This window comes from Mariniflexile jejuense (assembly GCF_042675665.1).
GTDB lineage: Bacteria > Bacteroidota > Bacteroidia > Flavobacteriales > Flavobacteriaceae > Mariniflexile > Mariniflexile jejuense.
Window position 1 is genome coordinate 1 of the sequence record NZ_JBHTJI010000045.1, and the last position, 638, is coordinate 638.

1 protein-coding gene is annotated in these 638 nt (G+C 29.0%); it reads right to left on the reverse strand.

Annotated features, from left to right (window positions below):
- Window positions 1–227 precede the first annotated feature (227 nt).
- Window positions 228–638, reverse strand: a 411-nt coding sequence (locus ACFQ1R_RS15820) for a hypothetical protein (RefSeq protein ID WP_379927255.1), incomplete at its 5' end; no start/stop codon positions are given.

Here is a 638-nt window from a genome sequence, read left to right on the forward strand (position 1 = left end):
TTTTTTTATACAGTTCAAAAATCTAGTAATATTCCGCTTAATTTCCGCAAAATTTACGTTTGCTTTTTTCTGGGTTTTTACTGCTACATAACGTGTTTGTGTATGGTTAGTTGCGTGTTTAAGCAACTAATTTAGCAAACAAATCACAGATAGAAAATTCCAGTGGAATTTTCGTAAGTCGGCAGTGACCAAAGCAATTAATTATACACGTTGTTAGGCAACGTTTTTTATATTCCAATTCCAATATAAATTCCTGCGTTGAAAGAAAAACCTTTTTCGTTTTCATCTTCTCTATCAAATAAATCTTTAGCCTTTCCAAAAGCAAATCCTGGTCCAAAATATGGATTTATTATAATTCTTTTCGCAATCACTAATTGATAACCTATTAAAGCTCTTATGTTATAAAGATTAAATTCTCTTTCCCATATTCTTTCATTATAATCAAAAGTTCCATCTCCATTTCCAAAAGATTCTTTTTCCATTGCATAAAATCTTTCTTGATATTTTAAATATTGAATTGACGGACTTATGTAAAGTCCTCTGTGGTTATTTTCTGAACTGAAATAATATCTGAAATCAATATTCATTGCAAATGTTTTTTCAGAATATTCTGTGTCTTTTGCATCATTAAGATTTCT